Source organism: Mucilaginibacter sp. JRF (genome assembly GCF_015223065.1).
Classification (GTDB): Bacteria; Bacteroidota; Bacteroidia; order Sphingobacteriales; family Sphingobacteriaceae; genus Mucilaginibacter.
In genome coordinates this window covers 1-346 of the sequence record NZ_JADFBY010000033.1, presented here as the reverse complement: position 1 = coordinate 346, position 346 = coordinate 1, and the positions used below count along the sequence as shown (strand labels likewise).

The 346-nt window shown below is 39.9% G+C and carries 1 protein-coding gene; it reads right to left on the bottom strand.

Annotated elements, in window-relative coordinates; all coding sequences use genetic code 11:
* A partial coding sequence (locus IM792_RS21215; RefSeq protein ID WP_347343833.1) for a glycosyl hydrolase occupies positions 1 to 345 on the bottom strand: 345 nt, incomplete at its 3' end.
* Between the last annotated feature and the right edge of the window lies 1 nt (position 346).

Here is a 346-nt window from a genome sequence, read left to right as displayed (position 1 = left end):
AAGGCTTTCGGCTATCAACTTCTTAGCTGATCCTGTATATTGTTGTGACCATTTGTACATACCGTAAGTAGCTTCGTGTGATTTTTTGTAAGGCTCGTCAAACAATTCGTAAGCTATCACTGCCTTAACACGTGGGTTATTGCGGCATTTGGCAATAAACTTGGTCATGAACTCGTTTTGGTCAGCTTCGTTTGTAGTTGAAGTAGCCTTGGTACGATAACCAAATTCAGTAAACCATATTTCTTTATCAGGAAAGTTGTTAGCCAGGGTAACTGTTATATCAGGTACGTTATTTGGAGATTTTGCGGCAGGTGCTTCCATATCTGAATACCAGTGGTAACCTATT